A 15,293-nucleotide genomic window follows, 5' to 3' on the forward strand; every position below is an offset into this window, starting at 1 on the left:
GCCGCTCTGCTCGCCGCCTGAGCCCGCGCGTCGGCGCTACGTGGCCGGGATCTGCGCGCCGGGAGCGGCCCCCGCGAGCTTGAGCCCGTGGCGGTCCAGGCGCAGGTGAAGGCCGGGGCGCAGGTGCCAAACATGGGGCCGGAGCACCGCGCCCGTGCCCCCGAGCGCTGCGGCGCGCGCCATCACGGTGCGGTCGATGTCCTCGATCACGGCCGCTCGCAGCGCGCCGAGGTCGGCGCCCCCGAGGCCGCAGATCCGGCGCAAGATCCGGGTCCGGACCGCTCGTGGAAGGCGATGCAGATCGTCGGTCGACCACCAGGTGTCCGCGCCGCGCCGCCGCGCGGCCTCTTCGCGCGCGGCCCAGTCGCGCAGCGCCTCCTCCGCGTCGGCGGCCTGTGTGGCGAGACACACGAGTGCCGCCTCGACGCGGGGGTTGTGAGCCCGGAGCTCCGGCAGCACGCGCTCGCGCACGCGGATGCGCGGCTGTTCTTCGTCGGTGTTGGTCGGGTCGTCGCACCAGGTCATGCCCATGCGCTCGCACAGCGCCCGCGTGCCGGCCCGCGGCAGCTCCAACAGCGGCCGCAGCCACGGCGCTTCCCACGGCCGCATCGCCGCCAGGCCCTCGAGTCCGCAGCCGCGGGCCGCGTGCATGAGCAAGGTCTCGGCTTGATCGGTGGCGGTGTGACCCAGGGCGATCGCGTCGCAGGCGTGCGCCGTCGCGAACGCAGACAAGGCGGCGCGCCGGGCCTCGCGGGCCCGCGCGGGCAAGCCCGAACCTGGCGAAAGGGACAGGCGCGTCGAGACGCACGCGAGGCCCCGCTCCGCGGCCGATCGCGCGACCACCGCGGCCTCGTCGGCGGACTCGGGGCGCAGGCCGTGGTCGACGTGGGCGACGATCAGCGCGAGCGCCTCGTCGCGGGCGAGGAGGTGGAGCAGGCCGACGAGCGCGGTCGAGTCGGCGCCGCCCGAACAGGCGACGAGGAGCCGGTGCGGGGAGCCGGCGGCGCGGAGGCTGCGGCGGACCGGGCCGAGAGCGCTGGCGATGGTCGGGTGGCGGGGTGGCACGCGCGTGCGGCGATGATACCTTCCCGCCGATGACCTCGCCCGCAGAGCTCCCCGGCGCCGGCCTCGACGTCGCCAGCGTGCAGAGAGACCCGCTCGTGCTCGAGCAGCGCGACGACCTCCCGGAGTTGATCCCGCAGCTGCCGCCGACCGCGTTCGTGCAGATCGCCCGCGGGCTGCGCGAGGAGGATCGCCTCGACCTGGTGCTGCCGCACGCGTCGCCCGAACAGCTGACTGCGTTGCTCGACCTCGACGGCTGGGAGCGCGAGCGGATCGCCGTCGACAAGGCGCGCGGGTGGCTGGTGGCGATCGCCGACGCGTACATCGCGGCCGGCAAGCCCCGCGGAGATCTGCGCACCGTCATCGAGGACATGGATCCCGAGATGTGGACGATGGCGCTGTTGCCCGGGACGGCGGTCTACGAGCTCGATCCGGAGGACAACGAGCAGCGCGACCAGGCGATGGCGGCCGTCGACGCGCTGTTCCCCTACGAGACGCCCGACGGCGGCTTCGTCGTCGCGGTGCCCGACAACACGCTCGGGCACATGGTCGTGCACGTGCTCGAGCGGGTCTACGCCGACGACCTGCAGACGGGGCGCCAGTTGACGCTGTCGCTGCGCGGGGCGCTGCCGGCCCAGCTCGAGGAGGATCTGCTGCGCTGGCGCAGCGGTCGCCTCGCCGACCTCGGGTTCGTCGCGTGGGAAGAGGCGATGAAGCTGTTCCGGCCGCTCGACGCCAAGTCGGCGCGCGAGGTCGCGGCGGCGCCGGCGGCCGCGGCTCCGCGCGAGGGCGAGGCGCTGCCGGCGGCGTTCCCGTCGCCGTCGGCGGGGCTGCTGCGGCGGGTGCTCGGCGGGCTGGTGGCGGGCGAGCAGGGCGTGCGCGCGCGCGAGTTCACGCTGCTCGTCAACGAGCTGATGTCCGCCCAGCGCAGCGAGCCGGGCGACGCCAAGGCGCAAGAGCGGGCGTTCCATCAGGCCGAGGCGACGGTGAGCCTGGGCCTCGAGGTGCTGGTGGTCGGGCTGAGCCTGCCGCCGGCCGAGGTCGACCCGTTCCTGGCCGGGCGGATCGCGGCGCTGGGGCTGCGCGGGGTGTTCCGCGTCGGCTACGGGCCGCTGGCGGCGCTGCGCAAGACGGCGCTGGCGCTGCACCGCGAGGGCCGGGTGTCGCTGACGAAGATCGGGTCGCTGCTCGATCGGCCGTGGGGACCGGCGATCGAGAGCCTGTCGCGGTGGCTGCCCGAGCTGCCGATCGAGACGGCCAGCGCCGGGGTGCGGCCGATCGCCGGCATGCGCGACGTGGCCCGCGCGACCGAGCTGCTGGCGCAGGCCGGGGCGTTGGCGGCGTTGACGTTCGACCCGCGCGGCTACGCGGTCGACCCGCAGTGGGTCAGCCGCGTCGACGAGCCCGATCGGCTGACGCTCGGCGATCTGCTGCGCACCTCGGCGGTGCGCCGGCAGCTGCCCGGGATGTCCGAAGAGACAGCCGCGGCGTTCGCCCCGGTCGACGCCGACGACCTGGCGTGGGCCGCCGATCACCTGCTGGTGAACGGCCGTCTGGCCCCGGTCCTGGCCGCCGACCTGCGCAAGCGCTGCCTGGCGCTCGGGGTCCCGCAGCACGCGGAGGCGTTCGTGAAGGCGGTCCTGCTGCGACTCGAGGTCGAGCTCGGGGCGCTCGAGCGCGACGAAGAGGGCACGGTCGACCTGCGGCGCGCGGGCGGGGTGATCACGCCGCAGCGGATCGGCGTGTGGCTCAAGACGGGCCTCAGCGCGAGCTGAGGCCTCGCGCCGCGTGGCCGCGAGGACATGCGCGTTCGGACATGCTCGAACGCGCATGTGCGCACGGACATGTCCGTTCGCGCATGCTCGATCGGCCAGGTCTCAGTCGGGCGAGACCGGGAAGTCGCGCACCCGCAGGGCGCGGCCGTCGGACAGCACGAAGCCGACCTGGACGGCGGCGAAGCGGCCGATCTGGCGCAGCTCGGTGAGCAGCGGGCCGAGGTCGTCGCGGCTCTCGACGGGGATGCCGGCGATCTCGGACACGCGAGCGTTGCGCAGCAGCTCGCGGCCGCGGGAGCGGAAGATCGGGGCGTCGGGGCGCAGATCCTTGACGATCGGCTCGCGGCGCGACTCGTCGAGGCGGAGGCCGAGCAGGGCGTCGGCGTCGATGAGGACCTGCTGGTCGGGCGGGGTGGCGGCGACGGGGATGTTGAACGCGAGGCGGTCCTTGCCGCGCACGACGGTGAGGTTCAGGACCTCGCCGGGGAGCAGGCCGCGCACGGTGGACACGAAGTAATTGGCGAGCCGCAGCTGGGCCTCGGGGCCGGTGCCGAAGGAGTCGAAGCGCTGGCCCTGGGCCTCGACGATCAGGTCGTCCTTGCGCAGGCCGGCGGCGTCGGCGGGCCGGCCGGCGAGGACGCGGCTGACGCGGAGGCCGTTCTGGTAGCCGAGCGCGCGGGCCTCGGCGTCGAGCTCGCCGTCGTGCGGCGCGACCTCGGCCCCGACCTGGCCGGAGCGGGCGCCATGACCGGCGCGCAGGGCCTCGAGCAGGGCCGCGATGTGGTCGATGGGGATGGCGAAGGCGATGCCCTGGGCGCGCTCGAGGGTGGCGGTGGTGATGCCGACGAGCTGGCCGCGGAGGTTGAAGATCGGGCCGCCGGAGTTGCCGAGGTTGATGGCGGCGTCGAGCTGCAAAAGCGGGGTCTGGCGGCTGCGCAGGAGGCCGGTGCGGCCGATCGCGGCGACGATGCCCTGCGACACGCTGTGCTCGAGCCCGAGCGGGGTGCCGACGGCGAACACGGCCTCGCCGACGCGCAGCTCGTGCGAGCGGCCGCGGGTGGCGAAGGCGAACCGCTCGGCGCTGTCGGCCGGCCGCAGGCGCAGGAGGGCGATGTCGCGGTCGCGGTCGGCGACCAGGAGCTCGGCCGGCAGCTCGCGGCCGTCGACGAAGCGGGCGCGGATCGGCTGCTGGGACACGGCCGAGGCGTCGGTGATGCCGCCGAGCACGCGCTGCCGCGGGTCGCGGATCTGGCCGGCGACGACGTGGTAGTTGGTGAGGACCAAACCTGTCTCATCGACCAGGACGCCAGCGCCGAGAGCGTCGGCGCCGCTGAGGGTGACGACGGCGTCGCGGGTGCGCTCGACGGCCTCGACGAGGCCCGGGCCGCCGTCGCCGCGCGCCTCGGGGCAGTCGCAGGTGGCCGGGGCGGCGACGGGCGGCAGCGCCGGCACGGGCACGGGCGCGGTGTCGACCGGAGCGGGAGCGCCGGGCGGGGCGGTCTGGATGCCGACCAGGACCGCGACCCCGCCGAGCAGCACGCCGAGCACGGCGGCTCCAGCGGCGATCCACAGCGATTCGCCGCGCGCAGGTCGCGGCTCGGGTCCCGGGGCAGTCGTGGGCATCGCCGGGACAACCTAGCGCGTCCTCGCCGCATTCCCAAACGGCCCGTGAAAGCGCGACCGCGAGGTCTGCGGACGCCGTTCTCGCGGGCTTTGGGGGCGGCGAGGGCCGTGACGAGCGGCGGTCATCGCTGCGCTCGCGGGGGTCGACGGGCGAGCGGCGATGCTGCGACCCCAGAGTCGCTCGAAGGCGAAGCATGGTCAGTGCGTGGCTCGGCGTGGATGGGTCGAGGCTGGAGGCCGCTCAGGACGGAGCGTGGACGCGATGCGGGAGCGCGAGGCTGTCGTCGCCGCCCGCAGCCCGTGGGCGACCGCGCACGGACGACGCCGGAGGTCGATCGCGGATGTCCGACGTGGGGATCGTGCTAGCGTGGCGCGATCGGCGATCGCAGCCGCGACAGGGCGTCGCGGGCGCGGATCTTCGCCCGGCGCCATGTCATGCTCGGGCCGGTGGGCCGATCCGCGCGCCCGCGTGAGAAAATGGCCGCCCGGCGGGCGGCGGCGGGGTGAGCCGCGCGCGCGTTTCTGGCATCCTCTCGCACCTGCGGCGCCGCGCCGCGCCGCCAGCCAATGACACTTCAGGCCACGCACGCAGCCCTGCAGTCCTCGCCCGCTATCCCCGGAACGGCGCTCGAGCAGGCCGTCGGCCTCGTCGCCGGTGAGCTCACCGAGGTGGACGCGCGGCTCGAGCAGCTGCTCCAGTCGTCGATCGCGATCATCCCGGAGCTCGGCGGCAAGCTGGCGTTCGCGGGCGGCAAGCGGTTCCGACCGCTGGTGACCCTGCTGGCCGCGCGCGCGGCCGGCTTCATCGACCCGGTGCGGATCACGGTCGCGGCCGTCGGCGAGCTGCTGCACACGGCCACCCTGCTTCACGACGATGTCATCGACGCCGGCGAATTCCGGCGCGGGCGCCCGACGGCGCGCCTGCAGTACGGCAACGGCATGGCGGTGCTGACCGGCGATTTCTGCCTGGCGCGCGCGATGCAGGCGATCGCCTACTCGGGCCGGCTGCACGCGGTGCAGACGCTGTCCGACGCGGTCACGCGCATGGCCGAGGGCGAGGTGGCGCAGCTCGAGATCGCCGGCGATCCGGCGCCCGACAAGGCCCGCTATTACCTCGTCATCGAGCGCAAGACGGCGGCGCTGATCGCCTGGTGCGCGAGCGTCGGCGGGCTGCCGGCGCCGGAGCGGGCGTCCTCGCTGTACCGCTACGGGCTCGAGATCGGCTACGCGTTCCAGATCGCCGACGACGTGCTCGACTACGCCGGCGACCTCCACGACACCGGCAAGGCCCGCGGCCAGGACCTGCGCGACGGCAAGCTGACCCTGCCGCTGATCCTCGCGTGCGAGCGCGACCCCGGGCTCGCGCGCGCGGTCCAGCAGCTGCTCGCCCACGGGCCGCCGGTCGACGCCGCGGCCGCCGAGGCGGTGGTGGCCCGCGTCGCCGACTCGCCCGGCGTCGAGCTGGCGGCCCGCGCCGCCGAGGCCCACGCCGAGGCCGCGATCGCCCAGCTGGCCGAGCTGCCGTCGTCGGCCGCGCGCGACGCCCTGGTCGAGCTGGCCCGCAGCGTGTCGCGCCGCGTCAGCTGAGCGGGCGGCCGCCGCTCGCGCCTGTCGCAAGGAACATGTCGCAAAGAACCTGTTCGCTTCGCCCTGTCGTTTTCGCCCTGTCCCGACGTACCTGTCCCAAACGACCTGCCCCGAGGACCCGATGACCCAGCCCGCCCCGCTCGCCGAGACCGTCGCCACCCTCGACGCCCACGGGGCCCGCGTGCAGGGGATGTTCTCCGACATCGCCCGCGGCTACGACCGGGCCAACCGGTGGATGAGCCTCGGCATCGACGTGCTGTGGCGCCGACGCGCGGTCGCCGAGGTGTTGCCCGAAGAGGCAGGTACGGGCAGCGACGGGGCGCGGCCGCGGATCCTCGACCTGTGCGCCGGCACGCTCGACTCGACGCTCGAGCTGCACCGCCGCTACCCGCAGGCGGACATCGTCGGCGGCGACTTCTCGGCCGGGATGCTGGCCGTCGGCGAGGCCAAGCTGCAGGGGGAGGCGCGGGCCCGGATCGTCGCCGAGCAGATGGACGCGCACGCGCTGCCGGGGCCCGACGCGAGCTTCGACGCGGTGTTCTGCGCGTTCGGGGCCCGCAACCTCAGCGACCTCGAGGCGGCCACGCGCGAGCAGCTGCGGGTGCTGCGGCCCGGCGGGCGGCTGACGGTGCTCGAGTTCTTCCGCCCGCGCGGGCTGTTCTCGCGCACGTTCCACGCCTGCTACAACCGCACGGTGCTGCCGGTGGTCGGCTGGGCCGCGACGGGCAACCTGGGGGCGTACCTCTACCTGCCGCGCAGCATCGGCGCGTTCGTGTCGATCGAGGACTACGCGGCGCTGCTGGAGCGGGTCGGCCTGCGGGTGATCGGCCAGGAGCGCCTGTTCGGCGGGGTGGCCGGGATCGTGCGCGCCGAGCGACCGCGAGGTGAGGCATGAAGCCGGCCTCGGAGGCGCTCGCGGGGCGCGAGGGCGCGGCCTGCGGTTCGGTCGCGGGGATTCGCGAGGACGCGAGGGGCACGGCCGTGAGGGCCGCGTCGGGTTCGCGCGTGCGTGGGCTTGGGTGCGAGCGCGCCGGTTCGGCGCACGTGCGAGGTGACGCGTGAAGCTGGTCGTGATCGTGACGGGGGCGAGCGGGGCGATCTATGCCCGCCGGGCGCTGCATGTCCTCGCGGACCTGTGCGCAGGGACAGGGTCGAACGAACCGGCGTACCCGGGCCTCGAGGTCGACTGGGTGGCGTCGGCGACGGCGCCGCAGGTGTGGCTGACCGAGCTCGGTGAGCCGATGCCGCTCGAGATCTCGGCCCACGTGCCGACGGTGACGGCGGGCGAGCCGGACGAGCCGGACGAGCCCGAGGTCCCGCCAGCGCTGCCGAGCGCGACGGCGGCGCGGCGCGAGCCGGGGACGTCGCGGGCGGGGCCGCCGACCGAGTTCTTCGGCTCGAACGTGTTCGGGCGCATGAGCCAGGCGGTGACCCCGTCGGCCACGCCGACGCTGAAGGGGTCGGCGCGGGAGCCGGGGCCGGCGTCCGAGTCGGCGCCGAGCCGCGTGCGCCGGTGGGACCGCCAGGACTTCTCGGCCCCGTTCGCGTCGGGCAGCAACGCGCCCGACGCGGTGCTGGTGATGCCGTGCTCGATGAGCGCGCTCAGCCGGGTAGCCCACGGCGGCGGCGACGACCTGGCGGCTCGCGCCTGCGAGGTCGCGCTCAAGGAGCGGCGGCGGTTGGTGCTGGTGGTCCGCGAGACGCCGCTCAGCCTGGTCCATCTGCGCAACATGGTGGCCGCGACCGAGGCCGGGGCGATCATCCTGCCGGCGGTGCCGTCGTTCTATGGGGCCGTGCGCACGCTCGAGGACGCGGTCGACACCGTGGTCGCGCGCGCGCTCGATCACGTCGGGCTGCGCGTGCCGCTGACCCGCCGCTGGGGCGATCCGGAGAGCGCATGACGCCCGCCGAGCTGGCGCGCCTGTTCGACCAGCCGGCCGAGGCCGGGGCCCGCGCGCAGGCGGCCCGCGCGAGCCATTTCGGGCGCCGGGTCCAGGTCCGCGGGACGCCGCCGCACCCGCCGCCGACCGTGGCGGCGCTGCTGCGCGGGGCGGGCCCGGTGGTGGTCGATCTTCCGGGCTGGTCTCAAGAGCATGTCGCAAGGGCCATGGCCGATGCGACAGGGCGCTCGGGACATGCCGAATCGGACATGTCCTCGGGGACATGTGCGAGCGCCGCTCCCGGGTGGCCGGAGCCGGCGGCGCTGCGGGCCGGCGACCGCGTGGTGCTGCAGGTCGATCGGGCGCGGCTGGGCGACTACTTCGAATACCTGGTGCGCCTGGCCGCCGCGGCGCCGGAGGGGCTGTCGGTGGCGCCGTACTGCGCGCTGGCGGGCGGGCTGATGCGCCTGCACCTGATCGCGGCGGCGCGCGTGGCCCTGCCGGGGCGGGTGCGCGTCGAGGCGCGCCACGACTTGCTCGGCATCCGCCTGGCCCAGGTCGCGCTCGGGTTCGGCGCCGACACGCTGGCCGGCCCGCTGGCGCAGACCCGCAAGCTGCCGCTGGCCGGCGTGCCGCGGCCGGACGAGGCGACCCCCGCCGGTCTGGCGGCGCTGATCGAGCGGGCCGGGCTCGAACCTGTCCTTGACGACATGACCTCGGAGACATTGCCATGAGCGAACCGTCCGCCCGTCCGTCCGCCGCCGACCACGCCCCCGAAGCCGCCGCGCCGGCGGTCCACACCGGCGATCGCGGCTTCGCCGAGATCGCGGCCAAGGTGCGCGCCGGGGTCCCGCTCGACCGCGCGGACGGGCTGGTGCTGTACCGTCACCGCGATCTGCTGGCCCTCGGGGCGCTGGCCAACGAGGTCCGCGAGCGCCTGCACGGCGACCGCACGTACTTCAACGTCAACCTGCACATCAACCCGACCAACGTGTGCGAGGCGGACTGCAAGTTCTGCTCGTTCGCGCGGCTGACCCCGGACAGCCCGCAGGCGTACACGATGACGGTCGAGCAGGTGCGGCAGAAGCTGATCGAGCGGGCGCACCAGCCGATCACGGAGGTGCACGTGGTCAACGGGCTGCACCCGGGGGTGCCGTTCTCGTACTACACGGACATCCTGCGCGGGCTCAAGGATCTGCGCCCGGACGTGCACCTGAAGGCGTACACGGCGGTCGAGATCCACTACTTCGCCGAGAAGTACGGGATGACCTACGAGGCGGTGCTGCGGGCGCTGATCGAGGCGGGCCTCGGCAGCATGCCGGGCGGCGGGGCCGAGATCTTCGCCGACCGCGTGCGTCGCAAGATCTGCCGCGACAAGGCCGACGCGCAGCAGTGGCTCGAGGTCCATCGCACGGCCCATCGCCTGGGGCTGCGCACCAACTGCACGATGCTGTACGGCACGGTCGAGACGCTCGAGGAGCGGGTCGAGCACATGCTGGCGCTGCGCGAGCTGCAGGCCGAGACCGGCGGGTTCCAGACGTTCATCCCGCTGGCGTTCCACAACGAGCACAACGACTTCCGCAAGCTGCCGGAGCCGACCGGGGTCGACGATCTGCGCACGTACGCGGTCGGCCGCCTGATGCTCGACAACATCCCGCACATCAAGGCGTACTGGGTGATGATCGGGGTGAAGACGGCCCAGATCGCGCTCAGCTTCGGGGTCGACGACCTCGACGGGACGGTGCAGGAAGAGAAAATTTATCACATGGCGGGGGCCGACACGCCGATGGCGCTGGCCCGCGCAGATCTGGTTCGACTCATCCGCGAGGCAGGTCGCACGGCCGTGGAGCGCGACACGCTGTACGGGGTGCGCTGGGTCGACGACGGGGCGCCGCTGCCGGAGATCCGGATGGACGCGAGCGTGCCGTTCTCGGGCCACGCGGGTCGCGTGCAGCTGCCCGTGGTGAGCTGAGCGGCGAGCGGCCGAGTGGGGGCGGCGCTTGCGGCCGCTGGTCGCTGTCGTTCGTGGCACGGGCGGGCGCGGGGAGCAGCAAGCAGAGCAGCTCGGGTGGCGAGAGAGCGCGGGCCTCGGCGCGGGTGACTCGCAAGGGGGTCGTGCGCTGATGCCTGTACGCGCTCGGCGGACAGCCAGCGCCAGGCCGCGGTCCGCGAGAAATACCGGAACCGGGAGGAGCGAAGCGTCGCGCACCTTGCTGGTTCCGCAGAGCCTCATGTGGGTGGCGGCGAGCGAGGTACCGGACTCGGCCGAACGTGGAATTTGGGGAGAGGCGGACCCTGCCGTCACTGGACGATGGGCGAGCACCCGAAAAGATGACGGGGCGAATGCGGGGAGTCGCGGGATTGCTGCGATTCCTCGGATTGCGGGCATACGCCTGCATCCACCGCCATGGGGCGCAAAAGCCGGCGCGGGCAGGTCCGAATCGATTCTCGGCGGTCGTGGCGATTCGGGGTCGGTGGAGAAAAAAATGTCGGGTCCACGATGAATCGGCGCGATAGTCGCGCCTTTCAAGACATTCATCGTAGCGTCGCGGGTGACGCGCTGGGGGCGTAGAGCAGGGTTCTGAGCCGCTTTTTGGCGGCAGAGCCCGATTCAGAGGTGTCGCGCTCGTTACGATTGCGACGATTCGTGGCAGCGGCGCGGCGTTCTCATCGCTTCGAATTCTTTCTTCCGTGAAGGAATGCTGTTCCAGAGCCTCCGGTACGGCGTTTTGCGGCCGGACGACGGGAACCGGTCGCTGCGCGCGCCGCGCGGTTCGCCGCCCGGCGCGATGCCCGAATCCTCGCATTCCCACGGAGAATCATCGATGTCATCAACCTCGAGGCGGCCGGTTCCGGCGCGCAATCAGGTGACCGCGCGGCTGCAATCGTTGCTCGGCCGCTCCATGCCCGAGGCCGGACGCGGACGGCCGGGACCTATCGATCCGCTGCTCAAGCTGGCCATCGTCTGCGCGCTCGCGGGCCTCATCGCTGTGCCGCTCCACTACGGGCTGTCGCCGTTCCTGGTCGAGTTCGACGAGCTGGTGGCGCTGCCGGGGCTGCGGGCGGTGATCGTCACCAGCGCGGCGCTGCTGCTCGGGCACGCGGCGCTGACGTTGATGTTCTCGCTGCTGTACCGGCCGACGCCGGCGGCCCGCGGGGAGCTGCCGCGCTGCACGGTGGTGGTGCCGGCGTACAACGAGGGGCCGATGGTGGGGGTCGCGCTGGGATCGATCCTGGTCGGCGACTATCCGCGCGACCGGCTCGAGATCCTGGCGATCGACGACGGCTCGACCGACGACACCTGGCTGCACATCCAGCGGATCGCGCGTGAACACCCGGACGTGGTGCGGGCGATCAAGATGCCGAAGAACGGCGGCAAGCGGGAGGCGCTGCGGGCCGGGTTCGCGGCGGCGACCGGCGAGATCGTCGTCTCCGTCGACTCCGACTCGCGGCTCGATCCGGACGCGCTGCGCAACATCGTCGCGCCGCTGATGGCCGATCCGCGGGTCGCCGCGGTGGCCGGCAAGGTGCTGGTGCTGAACCGCTACAGCGGGCTGCTGACCCGCTTGCTGGCGATCCGCTTCTTCCTGGCGTTCGACCTCGGGCGGGCGGCGCAGTCGCGGTTCGGCGCGGTGCTGTGCTGCCCGGGGGCGCTCACGGCGTACCGGCGGTCGGCGGTGCTGGCGGTGCTCGACCGCTGGTCCACGCAGACGTTCCTCGGCGAGCCGTGCACGATCGGCGAGGACCGGGCGCTGACGACCTGGCTTTTGCGCACCGGCCATCGCGCGGTGTACCAGTCGACGGCGGTGGTCCACACGCTGGTGCCGACGCACTACGCCGGGCTGGCGCGCATGTACCTGCGGTGGGAGCGAGGCAACCTGCGCGAGGGCCTGACGCTGCTGCCGGTGCTGGCGACCCGCTGGCGCCGCGAGGATCGCTGGTGGCCGACGATCGACATCCTGCTCGAGCTCGGGCAGGTGCCGCTGGCGTGCGTGGCGGTGGTGCTGACGGTGACGCACTTGCTGGCGGCGCCGCTCGACATCCTGCGGCTGGTGGCGACGATCGCCGTGTTCGCGCTGGTGCAGTCGCTGTGCACGCTGCGATCGGAGCGCAGCACGGATTTCCTCTACGGGGTGGGTTACGCGTTCTTCGCGTTCCTGTGCCTGCAGTGGATCTACCCGTGGTCGCTGGTCACCGTGCGCAACGGCCGGTGGATGACGCGGTGACGGGGGCGCCGTGCTGCCGGTCGTCGGTTGGCTGCCGCTGGGGGTGGCGGCCCTGTGGCTCGGAGGACATGTCCTTGCGACCAGATTGCTCGCGGGCCCGCTGGGCGAGCGGCTGTGCCTCGGGCTGACGATCGCGCTGGCGACGGCGCTCGGGCTGGTCGAGCTGCTCGGGGCGCTGGGGTGGCTGACGGCCGCGGCGGGGCTCGTCGGCTGCCTCGGGTTCGCGACGGCGGCGACGCGGGCCGGGGACCTGCGAGCGGTGCGAGCGGACCTGGTCGCGCTCGGGCGAGTGGCGAGGGCGGCGGTGCGCGGGCCGTGGGCGCTGGCGCTGCTGGCGGGGCTGCTCGCGCTCGCGCTGGCGTCGCTGGCGGCGCTGCTGCTCGAGTCGTGGGGCTGGGACGCGCTGGCGTATCACCTGCCGCCGGTGCACGACGCGCTGCAGACCGGCCGCGTGCGCGAGGTGCCGACGCACGTGGCCTACGTGCAGGCGTATCCGCAGGCGGTCGAGCGCGTGTTCACGCTGTGGCGGCTGCTGCTGGCCGATGAGACGCTCGTCGATCTGGGGCAGCTGCCGTTCGCGCTGGCGGGTGCGGCCGGGCTGGCGACGCTGGCCCGACGCGCGGGCGTTTCGCCGGGGCGCGCCGCCGCGCTGGCGCTGGCGTGGTGCGCGACGCCGGTGGTGATGCTGCAGCTTGCGCACGCGTACGTCGACGTGGCCCACGCGGCGCTGGCGGTGCTGGCGGTGGTGTTCGTGACCGGGCCGAGAGATCGCGGGCGGCTGATCGGCGCAGCGCTGGCGCTGGGGCTGCTGCTCGGGAGCAAGCCGTCGGCGCCGCTGCCGTTCGCGCTGCTGGCGGCGACGCTGGGGCTGCGCCGCGGGCCCGGACGGGCGGGGGCGCTGGCGGCGATCGCCGCGGCGCTGGTGCTGGGCGGGGGCAGCTACGTGCGCGGTCTGATGCTGCACGGCAACCCGGTGTGGCCAGTGGCGCTGCAGGTGGGGCCGTGGACGCTGCCAGGGCCGGTGAACCCGGAGATGTTCTTCGCCGTGCTGACGCCGTCGGGGTTCGCGGAGCTCGACTGGCCGGGCCGGTTGATGCGGTCGTGGTCGACGCTGCCAGGGCCGGGCGGGTACGGCTACGACATGCGGCTGGGGCTGCACGGGCCGCTGCACCTGCTGGTGCCGCTGGCGATCGTGAGCCTGGCCTTGGGGACAGCTCGCCGGGTGCGCTTGCCGATCGCGTTGCTGGCGGTCGTGACGCTGGCGACGCCGGCCGCGTTCTGGCCGCGCTTCACGCTGGCGCTGCCGGGGGCGCTGCTGGTGGCGGTGGCGGCGGGCAGCGAGGGCTGGGCGCGGCCGGTGCGAGCCGGGGTCGATGCGGCGATCGGGGCGCTGGCGCTGGCGGGGATCGTGCTGGCAGCCCCGGGGTTTTCGCCGGACGGTCCACCGATCTGGGAGCTCGGGCGAGCGACGCCGCTGCAGCGCGCCGAGGCGGCGACGGCGATCGGGCAGGCGCGCGGGTGGCTGGAGGCGCGCGGGCGGGTGGGGACGGAGGAGTGCTTCGGGTACGACGAGAGCGTCGAGGTGCCGGGGCTGCTGTGGCGACCGGACGGGCGCGGTCGGGTGGCGTTCGTGCCGCCCGAGGTGGTCGAGGGGCCGGCGCTGGCGGCCTGGCTGGCGGCCGAGAGGGTGCGTGTGATCGCGGTCGACCGGCGCGGCCCGCGGGCGGCCTGGCTGCGCGCGCAGCCGGAGCGGTTCACGCCGCTGTTCGGGTGCCGGACGGCGCCGTGCGAGGTGTTCGCGGTCGCGCGGTGAAGAGGGGTTCGTGAGGCTCGGAGCGCATCGGGTGGCGGGAGAACGGTCGGGCGACGGTGTCAGTCGCGGCATGAGCCCGGAGGCATGTTCGGGGCTGGTGTCGATCGAGCATGTCTCTTTGGACATGCCCTTGTAAGCATGTCTGTCAGAGCATGTTCAAAAGGGCATGTCTGAATGGACATGCCATCCGGGCACAAGCGAACGGCCGCGCCTCCGGGGGAGAGCGCGGCCTTACGGACACGAGCGAAAGGCCGCGCCGGGGAGAGGGCGGCCTTCGGGGCACACGCGAAAGGCCGCGCCTCCAGGGAGAGCGCGGCCTTTGGGACACGAGCCAAGGCCGCGCCTCCGGGGGAGAGCGCGGCCTTCGGGGCCCAAGCGAAAGGCCGCGCCTCCAGGGAGAGCGCGGCCTTGGCGGTGCGGGTCGCTCACAGGGAGACGACGTAGGCGATCACCGACTCTTGCTTCTCGAACGCGGCCTTGGCGGAGACGGCGGCGTCCCACGAGGTGAACTCGCCGATGCGGACGCGGTGCCACATGCGGCCGGCGGACTCGCCCGACTCGACGCGGACCTCGTGGCCGTTGCGGCGCAGCTTGTCGGCCAGCTTGGTGGCGTCGTCCTGGCTGGCGAACGCCTTCATCTGCAGCGCGAAGCCCTTCTTGCCCTTGGCGGACGGGGCGTCACCCTTGACGACGTCGCCCTTGACGGCGGCGACGATGCTGTCCTTGGCCGAGTCCTTCTCGACGATCGCGGCGGGCAGCGGGGCGGCCGGCGGCTCGACGCTGGCGAGCGGCGGCAGGACCTTGGGCGCCGAGGCCATCGCCGGCTCCTTGCCGGGCGCGGGGATGGGCTTCTTGCTCGGCTTCTTGTTCTTGCCGGGCACGCCGCCCATCGCCGCCTCACGCTCGGCCCGCACGACGCTCTCGTCGCGCGGCGGGACGGCCGGGTCGCGGGTCTCCGGCACGCCCTCGGTGGCGGGGTGCTGGAGGCCATCCTTGAAGCTGTATCCGGCGTCGGCGACCAGCGGCTCGGGATCGGCGAGGACCGCCCGGGTCTCGTTGTGCGCGACGGCCTGGGCGTTGGCGTTCCCGGCGTCGTTGCGGCGCCCGACCATCACGCCGAGCGCGAAGACGAAGCAGCCGACCACCGACAGGCCGAAGAACAAAAAGAAGACCTGGCGGTTGTCGAGCGAGAAATCGACCTTTTCCTTCGGGGCGGTCAGCTCTGGCATGATGGTACGGCTCCGGCGAGTGCCTCCTTGTAGGTCAGGTCCCGTGTGGGACAAAAAATTCGGCAGTCCGGGGGTGCTCAAGCGAGCCGCGGTCGGCG

At 73.8% G+C, this 15,293-nt stretch carries 11 protein-coding genes; 8 read left to right on the top strand and 3 right to left on the bottom strand.

Going from position 1 to position 15,293, the window contains the following annotated elements:
* Positions 1-36 precede the first annotated feature (36 nt).
* Entirely contained in the window at positions 37-1,065 is a 1,029-nt protein-coding gene (gene tilS / locus POL25_RS22725) for a tRNA lysidine(34) synthetase TilS (RefSeq protein ID WP_272088235.1), read from the bottom strand.
* Positions 1,066-1,094: 29 nt separating this feature from the next.
* On the opposite strand from tilS, the gene POL25_RS22730 reads away from it, so the two are divergent.
* The gene (locus POL25_RS22730; RefSeq protein ID WP_272088236.1) at positions 1,095-2,837 is read left to right on the top strand and encodes a DUF6178 family protein; all 1,743 of its coding nucleotides are present in this window, start codon (positions 1,095-1,097) and stop codon (positions 2,835-2,837) included.
* 102 nt (positions 2,838-2,939) lie between these two features.
* Here the strand turns inward: POL25_RS22730 and POL25_RS22735 are convergent, their stop codons facing one another.
* Positions 2,940-4,460, bottom strand: coding sequence for a S1C family serine protease (locus tag POL25_RS22735; RefSeq protein ID WP_272088237.1), 1,521 nt, complete (start codon positions 4,458-4,460; stop codon positions 2,940-2,942).
* Between the two features lie 567 nt (positions 4,461-5,027).
* On the opposite strand from POL25_RS22735, the gene POL25_RS22740 reads away from it, so the two are divergent.
* The 7 genes from POL25_RS22740 (at position 5,028) to POL25_RS22770 (ending at position 13,966) form a co-directional block, all read left to right on the top strand.
* Complete coding sequence (locus POL25_RS22740) at positions 5,028-6,047, top strand: polyprenyl synthetase family protein (RefSeq protein ID WP_272088238.1); 1,020 nt, start codon at positions 5,028-5,030, stop codon at positions 6,045-6,047.
* Between the two features lie 121 nt (positions 6,048-6,168).
* Entirely contained in the window at positions 6,169-6,942 is a 774-nt protein-coding gene (locus POL25_RS22745) for a ubiquinone/menaquinone biosynthesis methyltransferase (protein ID WP_272088239.1), read from the top strand.
* A 163-nt stretch (positions 6,943-7,105) separates the two neighbouring features.
* Positions 7,106-7,948: a UbiX family flavin prenyltransferase gene (locus POL25_RS22750; protein ID WP_272088240.1), complete on the top strand. Its 843-nt coding sequence runs from the start codon at positions 7,106-7,108 to the stop codon at positions 7,946-7,948.
* Positions 7,945-8,661, top strand: coding sequence for a hypothetical protein (locus tag POL25_RS22755; RefSeq protein WP_272088241.1), 717 nt, complete (start codon positions 7,945-7,947; stop codon positions 8,659-8,661). The genes POL25_RS22750 and POL25_RS22755 overlap by 4 nt, the downstream gene beginning before the upstream one ends.
* The gene (gene mqnE, locus POL25_RS22760; protein ID WP_272088242.1) at positions 8,658-9,899 is read left to right on the top strand and encodes an aminofutalosine synthase MqnE; all 1,242 of its coding nucleotides are present in this window, start codon (positions 8,658-8,660) and stop codon (positions 9,897-9,899) included. Before POL25_RS22755 ends, mqnE begins: the two co-directional genes overlap by 4 nt.
* A 931-nt stretch (positions 9,900-10,830) precedes the next feature.
* Positions 10,831-12,153 carry a glycosyltransferase family 2 protein gene (locus POL25_RS22765; RefSeq protein ID WP_272088243.1) on the top strand — a complete coding sequence of 441 codons (1,323 nt, stop codon included), beginning with the start codon at positions 10,831-10,833 and terminating at the stop codon, positions 12,151-12,153.
* A gap of 10 nt (positions 12,154-12,163) precedes the next feature.
* On the top strand, positions 12,164-13,966 hold the full coding sequence (locus POL25_RS22770) for a hypothetical protein (protein ID WP_272088244.1): 1,803 nt from the start codon (positions 12,164-12,166) through the stop codon (positions 13,964-13,966).
* Between the two features lie 425 nt (positions 13,967-14,391).
* Here the strand turns inward: POL25_RS22770 and POL25_RS22775 are convergent, their stop codons facing one another.
* Positions 14,392-15,195: an SPOR domain-containing protein gene (locus POL25_RS22775; protein ID WP_272088245.1), complete on the bottom strand. Its 804-nt coding sequence runs from the start codon at positions 15,193-15,195 to the stop codon at positions 14,392-14,394.
* Positions 15,196-15,293 lie beyond the last annotated feature (98 nt).

This window comes from Nannocystis bainbridge (assembly GCF_028368995.1).
In the GTDB taxonomy this organism is placed as follows: domain Bacteria; phylum Myxococcota_A; class Polyangia; order Nannocystales; family Nannocystaceae; genus Nannocystis; species Nannocystis bainbridge.

Bases quoted from the DNA above. Each gene is read 5' to 3' on its own strand.
- POL25_RS22730 (WP_272088236.1), top strand. From the start codon at position 1,095: ATGACCTCGCCCGCAGAGCTCCCCGGCGCCGGCCTCGACGTCGCCAGC.
- POL25_RS22735 (WP_272088237.1), bottom strand. From the start codon at position 4,460: ATGCCCACGACTGCCCCGGGACCCGAGCCGCGACCTGCGCGCGGCGAA.
- POL25_RS22740 (WP_272088238.1), top strand. From the start codon at position 5,028: ATGACACTTCAGGCCACGCACGCAGCCCTGCAGTCCTCGCCCGCTATC.
- POL25_RS22745 (WP_272088239.1), top strand. From the start codon at position 6,169: ATGACCCAGCCCGCCCCGCTCGCCGAGACCGTCGCCACCCTCGACGCC.
- POL25_RS22755 (WP_272088241.1), top strand. From the start codon at position 7,945: ATGACGCCCGCCGAGCTGGCGCGCCTGTTCGACCAGCCGGCCGAGGCC.
- mqnE (WP_272088242.1), top strand. From the start codon at position 8,658: ATGAGCGAACCGTCCGCCCGTCCGTCCGCCGCCGACCACGCCCCCGAA.
- POL25_RS22765 (WP_272088243.1), top strand. From the start codon at position 10,831: ATGCCCGAGGCCGGACGCGGACGGCCGGGACCTATCGATCCGCTGCTC.
- POL25_RS22775 (WP_272088245.1), bottom strand. From the start codon at position 15,195: ATGCCAGAGCTGACCGCCCCGAAGGAAAAGGTCGATTTCTCGCTCGAC.